Annotated in this window: 17 protein-coding genes; 4 read left to right on the top strand and 13 right to left on the bottom strand. The window is 42.6% G+C overall.

The annotated features are described in order from the left end of the window. Nucleotides 1-118 precede the first annotated feature (118 nt). The 7 genes from ACQKMF_RS11685 to ACQKMF_RS11655 form a co-directional block, all read right to left on the bottom strand. Nucleotides 119-1,303: a NupC/NupG family nucleoside CNT transporter gene (locus ACQKMF_RS11685; RefSeq protein ID WP_101223930.1), complete on the bottom strand. Its 1,185-nt coding sequence runs from the start codon at nt 1,301-1,303 to the stop codon at nt 119-121. Nucleotides 1,304-1,567: 264 nt separating this feature from the next. Then, on the bottom strand, nt 1,568-2,017 hold the full coding sequence (locus tag ACQKMF_RS11680) for a hypothetical protein (RefSeq protein ID WP_427573265.1): 450 nt from the start codon (nt 2,015-2,017) through the stop codon (nt 1,568-1,570). 125 nt (nt 2,018-2,142) lie between these two features. After that, entirely contained in the window at nt 2,143-3,381 is a 1,239-nt protein-coding gene (locus tag ACQKMF_RS11675; protein ID WP_427573262.1) for a sensor histidine kinase, read from the bottom strand. Nucleotides 3,382-3,391: 10 nt separating this feature from the next. Continuing rightward, on the bottom strand, nt 3,392-4,063 hold the full coding sequence (locus ACQKMF_RS11670) for a response regulator transcription factor (protein WP_101223933.1): 672 nt from the start codon (nt 4,061-4,063) through the stop codon (nt 3,392-3,394). Between the two features lie 110 nt (nt 4,064-4,173). Further along, nucleotides 4,174-5,364, bottom strand: a complete 1,191-nt coding sequence (locus ACQKMF_RS11665) for an ABC transporter permease (RefSeq protein WP_427573258.1) — start codon at nt 5,362-5,364, stop codon at nt 4,174-4,176. Beyond that, nucleotides 5,291-6,031 carry an ABC transporter ATP-binding protein gene (locus ACQKMF_RS11660; protein ID WP_101223934.1) on the bottom strand — a complete coding sequence of 247 codons (741 nt, stop codon included), beginning with the start codon at nt 6,029-6,031 and terminating at the stop codon, nt 5,291-5,293. Before ACQKMF_RS11660 ends, ACQKMF_RS11665 begins: the two co-directional genes overlap by 74 nt. A 1-nt stretch (nt 6,032) precedes the next feature. Next, nucleotides 6,033-7,001, bottom strand: a complete 969-nt coding sequence (locus ACQKMF_RS11655) for an efflux RND transporter periplasmic adaptor subunit (RefSeq protein ID WP_402943126.1) — start codon at nt 6,999-7,001, stop codon at nt 6,033-6,035. A 273-nt stretch (nt 7,002-7,274) separates the two neighbouring features. Here ACQKMF_RS11655 and ACQKMF_RS11650 point away from each other — a divergent pair, with 273 nt between their 5' ends. Together ACQKMF_RS11650 and ACQKMF_RS11645 are read left to right on the top strand one after the other, a co-directional pair. Continuing rightward, the gene (locus ACQKMF_RS11650) at nt 7,275-7,595 is read left to right on the top strand and encodes a DUF485 domain-containing protein (protein ID WP_402944024.1); all 321 of its coding nucleotides are present in this window, start codon (nt 7,275-7,277) and stop codon (nt 7,593-7,595) included. Nucleotides 7,596-7,608: 13 nt separating this feature from the next. After that, entirely contained in the window at nt 7,609-9,147 is a 1,539-nt protein-coding gene (locus ACQKMF_RS11645) for a solute symporter family protein (protein WP_101223936.1), read from the top strand. A gap of 106 nt (nt 9,148-9,253) precedes the next feature. Here ACQKMF_RS11645 and ACQKMF_RS11640 read toward each other — a convergent pair whose 3' ends face one another. From ACQKMF_RS11640 to ACQKMF_RS11630, 3 genes are all read right to left on the bottom strand, one after another. After that, entirely contained in the window at nt 9,254-9,703 is a 450-nt protein-coding gene (locus tag ACQKMF_RS11640) for a threonine/serine exporter family protein (RefSeq protein WP_170973997.1), read from the bottom strand. A gap of 16 nt (nt 9,704-9,719) precedes the next feature. After that, nucleotides 9,720-10,475: a threonine/serine exporter family protein gene (locus tag ACQKMF_RS11635; RefSeq protein ID WP_230176051.1), complete on the bottom strand. Its 756-nt coding sequence runs from the start codon at nt 10,473-10,475 to the stop codon at nt 9,720-9,722. Nucleotides 10,476-10,751: 276 nt separating this feature from the next. Further along, nucleotides 10,752-11,558, bottom strand: coding sequence for an alpha/beta fold hydrolase (locus tag ACQKMF_RS11630; protein ID WP_402943121.1), 807 nt, complete (start codon nt 11,556-11,558; stop codon nt 10,752-10,754). 166 nt (nt 11,559-11,724) lie between these two features. On the opposite strand from ACQKMF_RS11630, the gene ACQKMF_RS11625 reads away from it, so the two are divergent. Beyond that, nucleotides 11,725-12,987, top strand: coding sequence for a dicarboxylate/amino acid:cation symporter (locus ACQKMF_RS11625; RefSeq protein ID WP_230176049.1), 1,263 nt, complete (start codon nt 11,725-11,727; stop codon nt 12,985-12,987). Nucleotides 12,988-13,101: 114 nt separating this feature from the next. Further along, the gene (locus ACQKMF_RS11620) at nt 13,102-13,773 is read left to right on the top strand and encodes a lysoplasmalogenase (RefSeq protein ID WP_427573248.1); all 672 of its coding nucleotides are present in this window, start codon (nt 13,102-13,104) and stop codon (nt 13,771-13,773) included. An 82-nt stretch (nt 13,774-13,855) separates the two neighbouring features. Here ACQKMF_RS11620 and ACQKMF_RS11615 read toward each other — a convergent pair whose 3' ends face one another. From ACQKMF_RS11615 to ACQKMF_RS11605, 3 genes are all read right to left on the bottom strand, one after another. Beyond that, nucleotides 13,856-15,055, bottom strand: a complete 1,200-nt coding sequence (locus ACQKMF_RS11615) for a class I SAM-dependent rRNA methyltransferase (protein WP_427573246.1) — start codon at nt 15,053-15,055, stop codon at nt 13,856-13,858. A gap of 110 nt (nt 15,056-15,165) precedes the next feature. Then, a complete protein-coding gene (locus ACQKMF_RS11610) occupies nt 15,166-16,158 on the bottom strand; it encodes a PTS transporter subunit IIC (protein WP_101224027.1) in 993 nt (330 codons plus the stop codon). Nucleotides 16,159-16,564: 406 nt separating this feature from the next. After that, a complete protein-coding gene (locus ACQKMF_RS11605) occupies nt 16,565-17,470 on the bottom strand; it encodes a LysR family transcriptional regulator (protein ID WP_101223942.1) in 906 nt (301 codons plus the stop codon). Nucleotides 17,471-17,515: the final 45 nt, after the last annotated feature.

Genomic DNA, 17,515 nt, shown 5'->3' with positions numbered 1-17,515 from the left:
TTTATGTATTATATACCAGCAGGCCAAACACCTTCAAAATATTGTATCTTTGCTGCACACAAATATAAAAGAGGCACTTAGGAGTAAACCCAAGTGCCTTTTATGTTAGATTCGTTATTTAAAGTATCACACTTACAATGATCGCTGATAGGATGCTGACAAGAGTCGCACCGTAAAGCAGCTTCAAGCCGAAACGGGCTACAACATTTCCCTGTTTTTCATGAAGTCCTTTGACTGCACCGGCAATGATTCCAATTGATGAGAAATTGGCGAATGAAACCAAGAAAACCGAAACGATCCCTATCGTTCTTTCACTCAAGGCTGCTGATGCGTCCCCTAAGCTCAGCATGGCAACGAATTCATTGGTTACCAGTTTCGTCGCCATGATTCCGCCAGCAGTCACGGTTTCGGAAATCGGTATACCCATGATAAAGGCAAACGGTGCAAAGATATACCCCATAATGTCTTGGAAGCTGATGCCGAAAATCATGTCGAATAAGCTATTGATCCCTGCGATTAATGCAACGAAACCAATTAACATCGCTGCTACAGTGATAGCCACCTTAAATCCATCCATGATATATTCCCCAAGCATTTCGAAGAAAGACTGCTTCTCTGCCCCTTCTTCAACAGGGAGAATATCCTCTTCATCCGTTACGGTATAAGGATTGATAATGGATGCGATGATAAATCCACCAAACATGTTAATAACAATTGCCGTCACAACGTACTTTGGTTCAATCATCGTCATATATGCGCCGACGATCGACATCGAAACAGTTGACATCGCTGATGCACAAAGCGTATACATGCGAGATGGCGGAATGGCACCGAGTTGTTTTTTCAAGGTTATGAAAACCTCGGATTGGCCCACTATTGCTGATGCTACCGCATTGTAAGATTCCAATTTACCCATTCCATTCACCTTACTTAGAAGGAATCCAATCCACTTCATGATGAACGGAAGGATCTTGAAGTGCTGTAAAATCCCGATTAATGCTGAGATGAATACGATAGGAAGAAGGACATTTAAAAAGAAAGGCGACGCTCCTTCGTTCACAATCCCGCCAAATACAAAGGTTATCCCTTCATTTGCCCATTCTAAGAGTTTTCCGAAACCATCGGCAATCGAATTGATGATCACTAAGCCAAACTTCGTGTTTAATAATAAATAAGTTAAAATAAGCTGAATGACCACCATGAGGATGATCGGTTTAATTTTAACTTTCTTCCGGTCACTGCTGGCTAAGATAGCTAGTCCAAAAACAATAAGCAGTCCTAAAATTGCAATCAGAAATTTCATATATTCTGCCTCCACTAAGGGTGAATTTAATGTTCGTGCATTAATAGTAGGATACCCTCAAAAAATTTATGCAAACGTTTTCTCTTTCATCCAAAATACATGTACGTACCTCTCCAGAAGTCTATATTAAACTAATATTTTTTTAAGTGCAATTATTATTTCCCTTTTTAAAATAACAATTAGTGACAATAAGCGTTTCGTGAATTAAAAAAGAAGGCTCCCCATCGAAGGGAACCTTCGCTTTCCTTAAATAGTTTCGACTATTTAGGCAGCTGTTTTTCTGGATATCATCGTTGTCGCTAATGTAGCACCTCCAATTACAAAGATGATGATGGATACGGCCAAGCCACCTGCCCCTTGATAAAAGTCGATGAATTTCCCTGCTAAAGAGTCTCTGCCTTGGAAACCGCCACCGCTTGGCATCTCCCCTGGAGTCCCGGAACCATTTGGCCCTCCTTGTGGAGTGCCCTGCGTATCATTAGATGCCGTTTCCGTAGATGAATCATCGGTCGCCGTACTGCTATTAGCCGATTCTTCCGTATCATCCGTTTCTGTTGTGTTGCGATCGGCAGGCTGACCCATCACCGCCTGTCGGTTCATGGGTTCAGTGCCGCTGCCATCCACATACATCATGATCCCGATGACTGCTTGGGCCATTAAAAGGATCGAAGCCAATATTCCAACCAAAAAGTGTAACTTACCAAGTCTTTTCATTAATGATTCCCCTCCGAAAATAACTGTATTTATAAGATGATTATCTAAAAAGACCCTTAACTTTTCCTTAAGCAACAAGGTAGAAAGTAAGGGTCTTTTACTATTGGATGACTTCTTAAGGCGGATTAATTTTTCCTTTGATTTCTCGGAAAAGTGATTTCGAAACGGGTGCGTTCATTCAGTTCACTCGTAACCTTGATGTTCCCTTGATGTGTGTTTACAATCCATTTGGCTATGGATAGACCTAAGCCTGAGCCTTCATTTGCTGAACGGGATTGCTCCACTTGATAAAAACGGTTAAAAATCAAGGGGAGATCTTCCTGCGGAATGCCTTTTCCATTATCCTCCACAGTAAGAATGATGGATGAAGCATTCTTGATGCAGGATAGGGAAATCCTCCCGCCTTCCTCGGTGAATTTCATGGCATTATCCACCAATATCACCAACAGCTGATGAATTCTCTCTTTATCACCATGAAACACCACCTGTTCGGGAGCATGGCTAATGATTGATTTTTCTTGAAAAGATGCTATATCCGTATACTGTTCCACGATATCCATAAGTAAGTCATCAAGGAAAAAGTTTGATTTCTTAACCTCCATTTGATTTGAATCCGTTCTGGTCAAGGTCAAAAGTCCGTTTACAAGCTTATTCAATCGCCGGACTTCTTTCGAAATGATGGATATATCAACGGCTTTTTCCTCGATTGTCGCGTTCGGTGATTGAAACAGCAAATCAGCCCGCGATTGAATGACAGCAAGAGGCGTTCTAATTTCATGCGAAGCATCCGAGACAAACTGCTGCTGCTGATCCCAGGATTTCTTGACCGGGATCAAAGCCCGTCCTGCCAGAAGATAGCCTGCGCCAACCGCCACTAGACTTCCAATTCCTCCACCAACAAACAATATGAGCAGTAAGCGATCGAGCATTTCCTTTTCTGTATCCACATTCCTGATGAATTGTACGGCCATCTCTCCATACCCTGTATCGACCTGGGTGGAAAGGGCCCGATACGTGTATCCATTCACTGATATTTCTTCAATGTCATCAAATGTTTTAGGGGAAAATTGTTGTTCATTGACCTTAAAAAAATTGTCTACACTCAGTCTTGGCTCAATGATCGTATCATCCGGTCCCCAAACGATGACACTTGGCCCCGGACCTAAGAGAAACTCACCTTGCGGACGTCCGCCTGGCATGCCGCCATTATTGAAATCCCTGTAATCCTTTATAAGTGAATCATTTACATCCTTATAGATCTGGTCTTCCGTATAGAAATAAATCGTTCTGCTTAATATGGCTATTAAGACAATAAAGACGATAGAATTCAATAATGTTAGTTGAAGCCGTGTTTTTTGGAACATAATGATCCCCTTATGGTTGTTTTAGCATATAACCAATACCGCGTACGGTTTGAATATCTTTATGATAATTGAAAGGTTCCAATTTTTTTCTAAGGTGATGGATGAACACTTCGACAATGGCAATCGTCGTATCTGAATCAAACCCCCAAATACGGTCGAAAATTTGCTCACGGGTCAATATTTTCCCATTATTTTGAATTAGGTACTCCAGTAATTCAAACTGTTTCAAGGTCATTTTAATGACCTTTCCATCAACTAAAATATCCTTTTCCTTTTCCAGCAGTTCAATACCACGGTATTTTACATGCTGCGCAAGCGATATAATGCCGCTCCTTCGAAGCAGGGCACGAATCCTGGCCTTAAGTTCCGGTGCCTGGAACGGCTTGACTAAATAATCATCGCCACCCATTTCCAATCCTTTGACACGATCCTCAAGAGCATCTTTTGCCGTCAAAAACAAGACACTTGTATCGATTTTTGCGTCCCTGATTTTCCGTACGATTTCAAATCCATCGATTCCCGGAAGCATTACATCCAAAATGATGATATCGTATATACTTTGCTGAGCCATGAATAGCCCATCTTCCCCATTGTCTGCTGTATCGACTTCATATTCATCAGTCAGAATCTGTCGGATCGATTCTAATAATGAAACATTATCCTCTACCACCAAAACCTTCATTCAGGGTACCTCCCAGCCGCTTCAATTGTGATATATATGTTGATTTTATCCTTTTTCATATGCAAAAGAAAGCGGGCTTTTAATCGCCTGCTTTCTCTCAAATTGTATGTTCATTCGTGACGCAGTGCTTGAATTGGATTTAATCTGGATGCTTTATTGGCAGGAAATACGCCAAATATTATCCCGATTAAAATGGAGAATAAGAAGGCAAACAATGTCACCGACCATGAATAACTAATCGTTAAGCTTGAAAAAACTGAAATCAATTTTGCGATTCCCAAGCCAATTCCAACTCCCAACAGTCCTCCGAAGCAGCTCAAGACCATCGCTTCAATTAAAAACTGAAGAAGGATCGATTTCCGATTTGCCCCAATTGCTTTTCTAATCCCGATTTCCTTCGTCCTCTCCGAGACGGAAACCAGCATGATATTCATGATCCCGATTCCGCCTACCAGTAACGAAATACTCGCAATACCGCCAAGCATGAGTGTGAACGTGTCCGACACGGAGCTCATTGTATCCATCAGATCTTCTTGATTGGACACCGAATAGTTATCACTCTGTTCTGGGAATGATGTGGTCATCGTACCTTGTACCTGGTACATCGCCCTATCTATGATATTCTCGTTCTTCGCTTTTAAATAGACGGTTCCGATTGTCGTGCTGCCTGTAGCCCTTTCGGCAGTGGTGATCGGGGCAATGATTACATCATCCCCGCTCGATCCCATTGAGGTGCCTACCGATTTCAGCACACCGATCACGCGATAGGAAACGCCGCCGATGAGAACGTTCTGGTCCACGGCTTTTTGATTTTCAAAAAGCGTGGTGGCTGTATCTGATCCAAGGACAACGACCTTGGAGCGTAATTCCGTTTCCATATCCGTCAAAAACCGGCCTTGACTGAGCTCCAGATCCCTGACTGATAAGTAGGATGAAGTTGCACCGGTCATTGAAACCTGTTCCGTAGCTTCTCCATTCTTAGCATAAACGCGTCCAGTGACCACAGGCGCCACTTCCGATATCCCGTTCAGCTCTTTAAACTGTTCAATTGTATCATCCGTCAGCTCCACGGAGTCGGTATCCGTGACACTAACCGTTATCAGGTTCGTTCCCAGGCTATTGATCTCATCCTGAACGGACTGTGAGGAACCCTGTCCAATCGAAACAAGGACGATTACGGAGGCAACTCCAATTATGATCCCAAGCATGGTTAAAAATGCTCTGACTTTATTGGTTTTGATACTGCGTATAGCCATCTTCATAGATTCGCTCAGGTTCAATCCAATCACCTCCGTTTTCAAATAGCTGACCATCCTGTATCCGGACGACACGAGTCGCTTCTTTAGCAACTTCCAAGTCATGGGTTATAAGAATGATTGTTTGTCCCTTTCCGTTCAATTCTTTCAGCATCTGCAGCACTTCTTTACTCGTTTTACTATCAAGTGCCCCCGTCGGCTCATCCGCCAATAAAACGGGAGGGTTACCGGCAAGTGCCCTTGCAATCGCAACTCTTTGCTGCTGTCCGCCCGACAGTTGGGTCGGCAGGTGATTCTTCCGGTCACTCAGGCCGACCATATCAAGGCATGCATTGGCCACTTCTCTTCTTTCCTTCACGCTTGCCCCTCTATAAACCAGGGGAAGTTCGACATTCTCCAACGCTGTCAGTTTTGCCAACAGGTTGAAATTTTGAAAGATAAATCCGATTTTAATATTACGAATGGCAGCCAGCTCATTATCCTTCATCTTTTCCACTTCTTTTCCATCGAGAAGATATTCACCTATGTCAGGCTTGTCAAGGCAGCCAATCATATTCATGAACGTCGATTTCCCTGATCCGGAAGGACCGATGATCGAAATGAAATCGCCTTTATCGATTGTAAGACAGACATCTTGAAGGGCGTTGACCGTTTCACCGCCTAATTCATAAGATTTAGACATGTTCTTAATTTTTATGATGGGTTTCGCCATTTTACTGACCTCCCTTGCCACTCGGCATTCCGCCACCGCTTGGCATCCCGCCGCTCGGAACTCCGCTGCCGCTCTGCATTCTTATTTCGCCTCCTTGCCCACCCCTCATTCCTTCGCCGCCACTGCCAGTGGAGCTCTCATTGATGGTGATAGGCAAGGAAACGAACTGTCCCTCTTCAAGACCCGAAGTTATTTCAATATACTTATCGTTGCTGATCCCAGTCTCAACCACTTTTTTTGTACTGGCAGCTTTTTCAGTTGTACCGGATTGTTGTATATTCACATATTTCTCTTCACCTTCAATTTGGACTGCTTCAATCGGAACATATAAAGCATCTTTTACACTATTCGTCAAAATGCTCACCTCAGTCGACATCCCAATTTTTATATCGCCGGGTTTGTCAATTTTGATAGTGACATCGAACGTAGAAACTCCATTCTCATATGTACCTTCCTTTGCTACACTGGTCACTTCACCCGTAAACGTTTCATCTTCAAAAGCACTGGCTTTAATTTCAACTGTTTGTCCTTTTTTAACACTTGGGACATCCAATTCATCAACACTGATCGTGGTTTTCAATTTTTTATAATCCGTAACATGTGCCACCACTTCACTGCTTGATACACGATCTCCTTCTTCTACATCCAATGTTGTCACGGTACCATCGAATGGTGCCGTTATCGGGTCACTTCCATCCGTGAAGGTAATGAGTTCATCGCCTTTCTCAACCAATTCATTCTTCGCTACAAGGACTTCATCCACTTCATCCGTTACCGAGGAAGTGATGTCCTCACTATTGATTGCGGCGACCGATCCGGAACCGCTTATTTGAACTTCAAGATCTCCCTTTTCAACTGTAGCCGTCACCGACTTTGCAATTACAGGCTCAGCATTGTCCTTCATGAAAAACCAAACGCATCCACCAATCGCAAGAACTAAAACCGTGCCTATCATTATCAACTTTTTCATCACTTTTCTCCTTTCAGATTTCCTTCATTGAAACCAGTATCGTGAAAGAAGCTTAACTTTTCCTTAATGGCCATGTGTTTGATATCAATCAGCAAGCAGCTTTTGCTTGTACGTAACAATAAAAAACTATGTCGAACGAAAAATGGTTTATTTTCAGCATTTAAATTTACAATATATTCTGAAAAATATATACTGATACTGTTATCGGAAATTGGTAATGAAAACCAAATCAATGATGATGAAGGGGGAACCAACTTGGCATCAAACGATTCAATCGCTAAGGAAACCGAGGTAAGCGCTTCCACGGACTACACCAAGATCGTCCAATCACAATCTTTTCAAGAACTCTTAAGGAAAAAACGCAATTTCATCGTCCCGCTATCCATCTTTTTCATGGTCTTTTATTTCACCCTACCCATACTAACTTCCTATTCTAAAGTTCTTAACTCAATTGCCTTCGGGGCAATCAGCTGGGCCTGGATCTTTGCCTTCGCTCAATTTATCATGACCTGGACATTATGCATCCTCTATTCCAAAAAAGCTGCGACATTTGACCGGTTAGTAGAAAAAATCGTTAAAGAAGCGAAAGGATAAAGGTGAATTCACAATGAATATACTTGCTTTTATTTTATTTCTAATCATTGTCGGACTAACATTGGTCATTACCTATTTTGCTTCACGGCGCACCAAAACGACCGCGGACTTTTATACGGCTGACAGCAGCCTTACTGGCTGGCAGAATGGCTGGGCCATTGCGGGAGATTATATGTCCGCTGCCTCATTTTTGGGGATAGCCGGCATGGTCGCACTCTCCGGATTTGATGGTTTTTTCTATAGCATAGGTTTTCTCGTTGCGTATCTGGTCGTTCTTTATATCGTGGCCGAACCGCTCCGTAACCTTGGCAAGTATACATTGGCGGACATGATCGCTGCCCGTTTCAATGAAAAGAAAGTACGCGGGGTTGCTGCCCTTAACACCATTTCGATTTCAACCTTTTATATGATCGCCCAATTAGTCGGTGCAGGTGCACTTATAAAACTCTTACTTGGAATTGATTATCTTTACTCCGTCATCATTGTAGGTATTTTAATGACCGTCTATGTCGTATTTGGCGGTATGACGGCCACCAGTTGGGTCCAAATCGTCAAAGCCGTTTTATTGATGGCAGGTACATTCATCATCTCCATCATCGTGTTGGCGAAATTCGACTTTAGCGTGATCGAGATGTTCAAGCAAATGAAAACAGCCACTCCTTTGGGCGGGGATTTCCTCAACCCAGGTAACAAATTCAAGGATCCTTTGGATACTTTATCCCTTAATTTAGCGCTTGTACTCGGTACAGCTGGACTGCCTCACATTCTCATCCGTTTCTTTACGGTGAAAGACGCCATCACAGCCCGTAAGTCCGTAGTATATGCCACGTGGATCATTGGCATCTTTTATATAATGACCATTTTCCTCGGCTTTGGAGCGGCAGCTTTTGTTGGATACGACAAAATCATAGCCGCGAATGCAGCCGGTAATATGGCTGCTCCGCTGCTTGCCGAAGCTATTGGGGGTGACTTCCTGTTCGCCTTCGTCTCTGCTGTTGCTTTCGCAACCATTTTAGCGGTTGTAGCAGGTCTCGTCCTATCGGCAGCATCTGCTTTTGCCCATGACTTCTATGGCCACATCATCCGGAAAGGCCAAGCCACTGACAAGGAACAAGTCGTTGCAGCTCGTTGGGCATCCATCGGAGTATCCGTCCTTTCAATCATCCTTGCCTTATTTGCCCAAAACATGAATGTCGCCTTCCTTGTTTCACTTGCCTTTGCCGTCGCTGCCAGTGCCAATCTGCCAATTATTGTCTTCACGGTATTCTGGAAACGTTTTAACACTGCCGGGGCTGTCACGGGCATGATAGTTGGACTGGTCAGTTCTTTATTGCTTGTATTCCTAAGTCCCAATGTCTGGTCACCGGTAGAGGGAGCGGCAATATTCGTTGGGGAGCCATTATTCCCGCTTGCCAATCCAGGCATCATCTCCATCCCGATTGGTTTTATCGCAGCCATCGCCGGAACACTTCTGTCAAGCAAGAAAGCTGATGCCAAAAAATACGACGAAATCTTGGTCACTGCTAACACTGGGATGAAAGATCCCATATAAGCTAGATTTATTATTATTTTAAAATATCAAAAAAAGAAAGGAGATCAGGGTGTTCGACCTGCTCTCCTTTCTTTTTATTCAGATATATTCATCAGGAATATTCCCGCTAGCTTCTCAATCTTAACTTCCTTCTATTGTACTTAGTTACTAACTGGTTCATGACTTCTGCAAAGATCAGCCCCATCGCAATGGCACCAGCCAGCATGAAGACCTTGGCCGCCAGCTGAACGGCGACATAAAAATCATTTCCGACAAAATGCTTCATCGCATCATATGACAAACCTCCAGGCACGAGGGGGATGATTCCCGATACATTGAAAATCGTAATCGGCGTTTTATACCTTTTAGCAAAATACTGGCTGATGACCGCAACGATAAATGCAGCCGCTAAAGTTGCAATGATGCTGTTTATCTCATTTTCAACCAAAGCAAAGTATAAGATCCACCCCAACATCCCTACGAAACCACATTGAAACAATGAATTTTTTGGTACATTGAAGATGACTCCAAAGGCGGCTGAGGCAATGAAACTGGTAATAAGCTGTGCAATCATCATTCTTCCTCCCCTAAAATCATAAGAAAACAAACGCAGCCGATATTCCTGCCCCAATGGCTAAAGCAGTTAATCCTGCATCCGCACCCTTGGATAGACCCGAAACCAAATGCCCTGCAATTAAATCCCTGGCTGCATTCGTAATTAACAGCCCTGGCACAAGCGGCATCACCGCTCCAATGATTATCGTGTCCAGATGACTTCCAACTCCAATCTGGACAAAGAACATAGCTACTAATCCTACGACTAAAGAGGCGATGAATTCAGCAAAGAAACGAACTTCCAGTAACCAGTGCAAATAAAGCAGGCAAGAGAATCCCATTCCTCCAGCTATACAGGACCAGATGAAATCACTCCACTGTCCTTGGAACATGATTAAAAAGCAGCCGCTCGCTATAAATGCAGCAAAGACCTGTACCCACATGGGATACCCCATCCCGGCCTTTTCGATTTGTTTTAACCGTAAATATGCTTCCTCGGGTGTCATTTCCTTGCTGGAAATGCTTCGGGATATACTGTTAACCAGCGTTACCTTATGTAAATCTGTAGATCGTTGGGAAACCCGGATCAATTTTGAAGCTGGATGCATGCCATCCAGCGAAAAAATAATTCCAGTAGGGGTCGAAAAACTGTGTGATTCACCGCACCCAAACGCTGCAGCGATCCTAACCATCGTATCTTCCACCCTTGATGTTTCCGCTCCGTTCTGAAGCATGATTTTTCCCGCAAGTAAACATACATCTATAATTTCATTGTATGGTAAACGATCATCCATTTTATCCTCTCCATCACTTTCTGCATGAGTTTCTCTCAATAACAGATAACGATCACACCAATTTAAATCCACCTCATAATAGCCCAATTCCTGTGAAAAGGATATAAAAATATTACCTATTTAATTTATCAATTCCATTAACCTTCACTACTATCTTTCTTAGTACCAGTATTCCCTTTATTTCCTGCCAAAACCGTTTAGTTAAAAGAAAATTCAATTATATTCATAATTAAAAGGAATGCAGGCACTGCATCCCCCTTTTCCTATCCTGTACGTCTATACTCCCTTTTGAATGAAGCAATTCACTGTTTCATTAAACAAATCGCTTTCTTCCATAAATGGACAATGACAACTATCTTCAAAGATTACTAGTTTGGAGTTAGGAATGTTTTTATGCAAATGTTCGCCTGCAGCTACAGGAATGACTTTTTCATGCCTTCCAAAACAGAGAAGTGTCGGAATATTGATTTCTGGCAAGAATTCACGATAGTCCACAATCGATTGGTCAAATAGAATGCTACTGGCGATGGATTCCGGCATTTTGGTCACTTCCTTAAGCATCCAGCTTGCATCCTCTGCAGTTAATTCATTGTTGAACATGGAAGCAAGGAAGCTTTGCAAAAACGAGGAACGATTCGTTTGTATTTCAGTCATGAAGGCAATCAACGTATCCATATCAAATGCGCCGATATTAAAATCGGGCCACTTGAAATCAGATGCCAATTCATCCACAATCACGGTTGAATGAATATTTTCCTCACCGAATTGCTTAAGATACTCCCAGACGACAAATGCCCCCATCGACCAGCCTACAAGTATGACATCCCTTAATCCCAGTTCAACTATGAACGCATGAAGATCTTTTGCATAAACGGAGACCGTATTTCCGTAATGTACATGATTTGACTGGCCATGGCTTCTTAAATCAAGTAAGATCGTTCTATATTTTTCTGAAAAGTACGGAAGCTGCCTTTTAAAGAACCGGCTGCTCATCCACACACCATGGATAAAGATGATCGGTTTCCCCTGGCCCTTTTCTTCATAAAATAACCGAACCCCTTCTTCCACCTCAATAAATGCCATTCTATCCCTCCTTCTTGATATTTTCACCATTCATTCCCCATTATTATTTATTGCATTTCTTCTTTTAACATTCCTTCCTATAAAAATATATTGTCAAACCTGATTTTAGAGTTGATAATGAAGTATATTTTTATTGATATCTTCATCCTGAAAGGACGGAATTTTAATGAAGAGTTTTATCAAAAACTATCGATCCTCTTTAATACTGCTCACTGCCATTATTATCGGCGGGATAGCGGGTGTAGTTTTCGGGGATAAAACCTCGATCATACAGCCTCTAGGGGACTTATTCTTAAATCTGATGTTCACGATCATCGTGCCATTGGTATTTTTCAGCATTGCTTCAGCGATTGCCAATATGAGCGGAATGAAGCGTCTCGGAAAAATCATGGGAAGTATCGTTCTCGTATTCCTGACAACAGCCGCTTTGGCTGCCGTCATTGGATTTATTGGGACAACCATTGTCAATCCGTTGGAAGGCACAGATACGACAGCCATTAAAGAACTGATGGAAAACAGTTCCCCTGAAGAGACCATAGAAGAAGTATCTTTCTTCAGTCAACTGGTCAACACGGTAACCGTTTCCGATTTCCCAGAACTGTTCTCCAGAAGCAATATGCTTCAGCTTATCGTTTTCTCAGTACTAATCGGACTTTCCACTGCACTGGTCGGTGAGAAAGCAAGACCGATTACTGAGTTTTTGACAGCGGGTACAGCTGTCATGATGAAGGTCGTCAAAATTGTGATGTACTATGCTCCAATTGGACTTGGTGCTTATTTTGCGGCGATTATCGGGCAGCTTGGGCCGCAGATTTTAGAAGGCTATGCTCGCACTTTCATTCTTTATCTAGTCTTGGCCTTGATTTATTATTTTGGCTTCTTCACTTTGTATGCCTTTATCGCAGGCGGGAAAGATGGAGTTAAATTATTTTGGAAAAATGCCCTGACACCATCCATTACAGCCATCGCCACTTGTTCTAGTGCCGCTTCCATTCCAGTCAATCTGGAATCGGTCAAGAAAATGGGCGTGCCAAAGGATATAGCGGAGACTGTCATCCCACTCGGAGCCAACACTCATAAAGATGGTTCGGTATTCGGCGGGGTATTGAAAATCGTTTTCCTATTCAGCTTATTTGGAAAGGATATGACAAGTATTTCAAGCATTTTAAGTATACTTGCTGTTGCCTTTTTGGTTGGAGCTGTTATGGGTGCCATTCCTGGAGGCGGCATGATTGGGGAAATGCTGATTCTTAGTGTATTCGGCTTCCCTGTGGAAGTCCTGCCTATCATTGCCGTTATATCAACAATCATCGATGCTCCCGCTACACTGCTTAACTCAACAGGAAACACGGTTTGTGCCATGCTTGTCACAAGGCTTGTTGAGGGGAAAAACTGGTTAAAACAAGCTTTCGTTAAAGAAGCCGTATGATTCTTATAACTGACTGGCTCCTGGTTAAACAGGAGCCAGTTTTTTCATTTTCACGACTTTTGACAAGGGGTTCCTTCCCCTTACATAGAATTAAAGATTGAAGGAGGGAATGGAATGTTAATGAAATGCCTACCTGCCGCAATCCTTATCACGGGACTAGCATATATTTTTCTTATACCGGAAGAGCCTTTGATCATCAAAATACTGTTCAAGATACTCCCCATGTTATTGATTTTGCTCTACGCCCGGACAAATGTGAGAAGACGGGATCGTTACCAATCCTTAATCTTTCTTGGTTTATTCTTTTGCATGCTTGGAGATGGTTTGTTGATTTGGTTCGTCATCGGGCTTTCCGCCTTCTTGATCGGCCACCTTTTCTATATTACGGCATTCCTTGGACTATGGAACTTTTCATGGCTCCGATTTGCGACGATTGTTCCGATTAGCATTTACTCCACTTGGATTAGCCGTGAAATTGTACATTCGTTAATCGAAAGAGGTGAACATAACCTCATCATCCCTGTGATCTGTTATGTAACGGTCATCTCCCTCATGGGCTGGGCGGCATTTATGACCGGAAATACGGCCGCAATCATCGGCGGGGTCCTATTCGTGATTTCCGACTCCATTTTATCTTGGAACAAATTTATCGATGATGTTGCCTATTCTGGCCCAATGATCATGCTTACCTACTATGCAGCCCAGTTTTGCATCGCTAACAGCATTCGCATGAAACCTTCCTTTCATTTATCGAAAGGTTTGAAAAGTGAACGGCCTATCCATTGAATCTGAATGTCCAATCGTTCCACATGAAACATTTATATTAAAAAAGGCGTTCACAGCCCTGCTTGAACTGTGACGCCCTTACTTAACCTTTAATTTTCTTAATGAAGACTACTTTTAAATAATCCCCTTCCTTATATTCCCTTATCGTTTTAAAATCAGCCGGTAATGAGAATTCTTCCATGATCTCATATTTTCCATTCATTTCCTTAAAAGCAACATCAATGAAGCTCCTGAATTTTTTCATGTCAAACGTACTGCAATTAGTTGAGGCGATAATGATCCCATTGTCTTCCGTAATGGAAATGGTATCCTTCAATAGATTGACATAGTCTTTCCCGGCACTGAAAGTAAACTTCTTCGATTTGGCAAAGCTGGGCGGATCGAGGATGACCATTTCAAATTTCAAAGCCTTCTTCACTGCATATTTAAAATACTTGAAAACATCCATCACCACGATATTTTGAGCTTCGGGATCTATTCCATTCACACTGAACTGCTCGATCGTCTTTGGTAAACTGCGATTCGCCAGGTCGACACTAGTTGTTTTAACAGCACCTCCTAAAGCGGCAAACACGGAGAATGCCCCCGTATAGGAGAACATATTCAACACGGTTTTCCCTTTTGCATATTCATCCCGGATTTTCCTTCTGACATCGCGTTGATCAAGGAAGACACCGACCATTGCCCCATCATTCAGATAAACAGCAAAATGGACTCCATTCTCCTTTACAAGAAGCGGAAATGCCGGCTGTTCGCCCATGACAAAATCGTCTTCATCCACGTACTGCCCCTTTGTATCAAAGCGTTTCTTCTGATAAATCGATTTGACCTCGACCGTTTCCTGCAATGCCTTAATGATGTAGTCCTTAAAGGAATATATCCCTTTGCTATACCAGCTAATGACATAGTGACCATCATAATGATCAATGATTAAACCGCCAATTCCATCACCTTCCCCATTAAACAAGCGGAAAGCTGTAGTCTCCCCATCTTCAAAAAAAGACTTTCGGAATTCATATGCTGCCTGGATTTTGCCGTTGAAGAAGGATTGATCGATCTTTTCATTTTCTCTTCGGGTCAATACCCAGCCATAGCCCTTATTCTGTTTACCATAATAACCTTTTGCCAGAAAGCGGTTGTTTTCATCCACCAAACGCACCAAGGACCCCTCTTCCTGAAGGTCATTAAGGTTGGCTATCGACTCTTTAACAATCAAGGGAAAACCCTTGGCGATTTTACTCACGAACTTAGCTTTCACTTTTATATCAATTTCTTTTCCCATCTATATCATCCTATCTATGCAATTGCTTTCCTCCCCATTTTACCCTAATCCCTTTATAAATAAAAACCAGCCCGGTTCCTTAACCAGGCTGGTTTCCAAGAAAACTTTGATTATGAAACTTCCAAATGAAGATCGCCTGGCTTAACTTTACCCATCATCTTCAATACCCGATGCAAGGCAAGTGTGATTACAGCTGGCAATACCATACCAACTGCCACATAAACCAAAAACGTGTACAGCCCCTGACCAGTTATGATGGCAATCGGGGCAATCATTGAACTTAACCCCATGCCTCCAAGCTCATACGGCACTTGAAAATCGAATGCCAGGGTAGCGATAGGCGCACAGATGATTGCCGCCACAAAAGGAGGAATTACATATAATGGCTTTTTGATCAAGTTAGGAAATTGGACTTTTGGTGTAACGACCATCTGTGCCAGGAACCCGCCCATATCATTATCTTTATAAGACATGACAGTGAACCCGACAAACTGAACGGTACATCCAATTAGAGCTGCAGCACTGGAAACGGGATCTAATTGCAGGGCGATCGCCAGTGCAGCGGAAGACGCCGGTGTCATCAATAAAATGCTCCATACCAAGGCTATGACCATGGAACCGATTAAGGGAGAACCCTCGACCGCAGCGGTGGTTTGACTGCTTATCCATGTTAGGAGCGGAGTGGTGACAAGAGCCAGGCCATATCCAGAAACTCCACCGACCAGAACAGCGCCCATTGGGATGGCCATGATGTCCAACTTCGTTTTGCCGATTAGGCGCTTACCTATATATGTTGCAATCACTGCCGCCAAGACAGCACTTAGTGGCTGACCCGTTACAATCGTGAAGGCACCCTCAGCAGTTCTGTGAATGGCAGCACCTCCAACAGCACTTGAAGCCATGGCGCTAAAGATAATTAATGAATTTCCTCCGAGCTGATATGCGATACCTGCTCCTAAAGCTGGCGCTAGCAAGACCTTGGCAGCCCCGCCTATTGCCATGAAGACCTCCCAGCCTAAATAGCCCCCTATGGATTCAAACAATAACCCGATCCCTAATGTAACCAAGACTGCGTTGGCTATCCCTGTTGATGCCTTGTACATTCGATCGCTGATGTATTCTTTCCTGCTCACTTTATCTCCACTCCTTATCTATTATCTGAATATTCAATTTAGGAAAATCGAAAAAAAAATAAAGGTCTTCATTAAAAAAGCCTATCAAGTATATCGTACCGCTGCCTAAATGTCTGCTAATGTCTGTTCGTATAATAACATGAATTTTCTGATAATGTAAGTGGTATTTTTATTCTAAAAAAATAAAAGCGCTTTCAAAAATAAAGATTTAACACATTACTATTCAATAAAAACTAATAAATTATTATTCCAAAATAATTTATACCCATTTTAAGATGTCTATATGGAGATATTTCGGTACATTTGCAACAAAAAAAAGAACCCGATTAAGGATTCTCCCATTAGCTGGATTTATGACTTTACTAATATACCCATCCTATTTTTGAAAACCTTCCAATTTTGCAAAAGTGTCCTTCAAATATTGGTAAAACAATTTCTCCGTGGGCATCAGTTCCCTATCAGTTGGAACGATGACACCTACAGCCCTGGTAACAGAAGGTTCCTCCAGCGGCAATTTAACCGTAAAACGCGGCAAGCTATCGACTAAGGAAATCTCAGGTATCAAGGTTATACCCAGGCCTGCTGCCACCAGGCCTTTTATGGCATCAGTATCTTTTCCTTCAAATGCCACTTCCGGTTCAAAGCCATGCAGTTTGCAAGCTTTCATAACGAGATCCCTTAATACATAACCCTTTGGAGATAGGATGAACGGGTTTCCTTGAAGCTCATTCAAGTGTAGTGATTTCTTTAAGGCCAAAGGATGACTTTCTGGTAAAAGGGCAACTAACTTCTCAATAAATAGCGTTTCACCTTTGATTTTCTTTTCATTCATCGGCAGAGGACCGATCAAGGCCATGTTAATGTTACCTTTTATTACCGAATCTATCAGGTATCGATATGAACCTTGTTTCAATGTGAATTTTGCCTGCGGATAACTTTCCCTGAAGTCGGAAATGACCCTTGGCAATACATAAGAAGCTAAACTGCTGGGAAAGCCAATCCGGATTGTCCCCTTTTCTGGGTGCAGGCTTTCAGCCATCTCACGTTTGGCACGATCGATTATATCCATAGCTTGCTCCATATTCGCTAAAAAGGTATGTCCGATAGGCGTCAATCTAATCTTTCGGCCATCCCTGATAAATAGTGGCACGCCTAATTCTTCTTCTAAATTGTAGATTTGACGACTGACAGCTGACTGGGCAACATGCAAGTTCACTGCTGCTTCCGTCATATGTTCACGCTTTGCCACTTCAATGAAATATTCGATTTGCCTTAATTCCACTCTAAGCTCCCTCTTCCATATCAAAACAGCATGCTACTTATCTAA

Origin of the sequence: Peribacillus sp. NPDC101480 (assembly GCF_050277335.1) — a bacterium.
Taxonomy (GTDB): Bacteria; Bacillota; Bacilli; order Bacillales; family DSM-1321; genus Peribacillus.
The sequence above is the reverse complement of the archived record's forward strand: the minus strand, read 5'-3'. Positions and strand labels throughout refer to the sequence as shown.

Excerpts from the sequence above, each read along its gene's own strand:
- ACQKMF_RS11685 (WP_101223930.1), bottom strand. The coding sequence starts at position 1,303 with ATGAAATTTCTGATTGCAATTTTAGGACTGCTTATTGTTTTTGGACTA.
- ACQKMF_RS11680 (WP_427573265.1), bottom strand. The coding sequence starts at position 2,017 with ATGAAAAGACTTGGTAAGTTACACTTTTTGGTTGGAATATTGGCTTCG.
- ACQKMF_RS11675 (WP_427573262.1), bottom strand. The coding sequence starts at position 3,381 with ATGTTCCAAAAAACACGGCTTCAACTAACATTATTGAATTCTATCGTC.
- ACQKMF_RS11670 (WP_101223933.1), bottom strand. The coding sequence starts at position 4,063 with ATGAAGGTTTTGGTGGTAGAGGATAATGTTTCATTATTAGAATCGATC.
- ACQKMF_RS11660 (WP_101223934.1), bottom strand. The coding sequence starts at position 6,031 with ATGGCGAAACCCATCATAAAAATTAAGAACATGTCTAAATCTTATGAA.
- ACQKMF_RS11655 (WP_402943126.1), bottom strand. The coding sequence starts at position 7,001 with ATGAAAAAGTTGATAATGATAGGCACGGTTTTAGTTCTTGCGATTGGT.
- ACQKMF_RS11645 (WP_101223936.1), top strand. The coding sequence starts at position 7,609 with ATGAATATACTTGCTTTTATTTTATTTCTAATCATTGTCGGACTAACA.
- ACQKMF_RS11640 (WP_170973997.1), bottom strand. The coding sequence starts at position 9,703 with ATGATGATTGCACAGCTTATTACCAGTTTCATTGCCTCAGCCGCCTTT.
- ACQKMF_RS11635 (WP_230176051.1), bottom strand. The coding sequence starts at position 10,475 with ATGGATGATCGTTTACCATACAATGAAATTATAGATGTATGTTTACTT.
- ACQKMF_RS11630 (WP_402943121.1), bottom strand. The coding sequence starts at position 11,558 with ATGGCATTTATTGAGGTGGAAGAAGGGGTTCGGTTATTTTATGAAGAA.
- ACQKMF_RS11625 (WP_230176049.1), top strand. The coding sequence starts at position 11,725 with ATGAAGAGTTTTATCAAAAACTATCGATCCTCTTTAATACTGCTCACT.
- ACQKMF_RS11620 (WP_427573248.1), top strand. The coding sequence starts at position 13,102 with ATGTTAATGAAATGCCTACCTGCCGCAATCCTTATCACGGGACTAGCA.
- ACQKMF_RS11615 (WP_427573246.1), bottom strand. The coding sequence starts at position 15,055 with ATGGGAAAAGAAATTGATATAAAAGTGAAAGCTAAGTTCGTGAGTAAA.
- ACQKMF_RS11610 (WP_101224027.1), bottom strand. The coding sequence starts at position 16,158 with ATGTACAAGGCATCAACAGGGATAGCCAACGCAGTCTTGGTTACATTA.